Genomic DNA, 1,254 nt, shown 5'->3' with positions numbered 1-1,254 from the left:
TATGATATATTTAGAATGATTTAAAATAAGGAGTGAGATAAAAGATGAAAGAAAGATATGGAACTATATATAAAGGCTCTCAGAGGCTCATAGACGAACAAAGTGGAGAAGTCATAGAGGTAGATAAGTTATACCGTAAACAAACGTCTGGTAACTTCGTAAAGGCTTATATAGTCCAATTAATAAGTATGTTAGACATGATTGGTGGAAAAAAACTTAAAATCGTTAATTACATCTTAGATAATATTCACTTAAGCAACAATACGATGATAGCTACAACGAGAGAAATAGCTAAAGCTACAGGAACTAGTCTACAAACAGTAACAACAACACTCAAAATTTTAGAAGAAGGAAATATTATTAAAAGAAAAACTGGAGCATTAATGTTAAATCCGGAGCTAATGATGAGGGGCGATGAACAAAAACAAAAATACCTCTTACTCGAATTTGGGAACTTTGAGCAAGAGGCAGAAGATAAACAAGAAAATGCATTATCTGATTATTATTCTTTCAAAGACTAGTATAACAACTACTGTACAAAATGAACAGTACAGTCATGACGGGCTTTTCTAAAGATGAATGGACTAGGTAAACCTAGTCCATTTTCATATATAACTTTGGATCCACTCGCAGAACAAAGTTATATAAATTCAAAACCAACCCACCTTAAATGGCACAATTGTAAAATAATTGCTTTTTGACTTCACGATATCGCTTTAATGATTTGGATTGGTTGTTAAGTTGGAATTAATCCAACTTAAAACCTGCACCAATCGCCACTGAAGTGGCTATCATTTTCGCTTTGCTCGTCAAAAAATTTCTCATTTCACAATTGTGCCATTTTGGTTTGGCAAGCATCGTATTTGCTAGCCACTTCATTCGCTATCGCTCATTCCGTGACTGCAAATACACTTGTTGGGGGTAAACCCCCAATCCCCCTTTAAAATGCTAGCCATATAACAAAAAAATGGAAAGCATAAACGCATTCACTTCTTTTCTATATAAAATGAACGAAGTGAATAAGCGTCGGAAAAGCAGCAAAAAGTTTCCTTTTTGCTGTTGGAGCATGGGGTTTCAGGGGGTGCAGTATCTGACGTCAATGCCGAGCGAAAGCGAGCCGAAGGGTAGCATTTACGTTAGATAACCCCCTGATATGCTCCGACGCTTTATATAGAAAAGAAGATTGAACTACTTAAATTCTTAATATGAATTGATATAACAACTTTTATAAGGAATTTGTTTGTTCTAATTTTT

At 34.7% G+C, this 1,254-nt stretch carries 1 protein-coding gene; it reads left to right on the top strand.

Annotation, left to right across the window (positions count from 1 at the left end):
* The first annotated feature begins 44 nt into the window (after window positions 1-44).
* Entirely contained in the window at window positions 45-521 is a 477-nt protein-coding gene (locus tag HMPREF3057_RS03205; RefSeq protein WP_061744008.1) for a replication/maintenance protein RepL, read from the top strand.
* Window positions 522-1,254 lie beyond the last annotated feature (733 nt).

It is taken from the genome of Streptococcus sp. HMSC072D05, from assembly GCF_001815805.1.
Classification (GTDB): domain Bacteria; phylum Bacillota; class Bacilli; order Lactobacillales; family Streptococcaceae; genus Streptococcus.
Note: the sequence above shows the minus strand (reverse complement) of the source record. Positions and strands in the feature narration are given on the sequence as shown.

What these genes read in the sequence shown, in the direction of transcription:
- HMPREF3057_RS03205 (WP_061744008.1), top strand. Translation starts at nt 45, where the DNA reads ATGAAAGAAAGATATGGAACTATATATAAAGGCTCTCAGAGGCTCATA.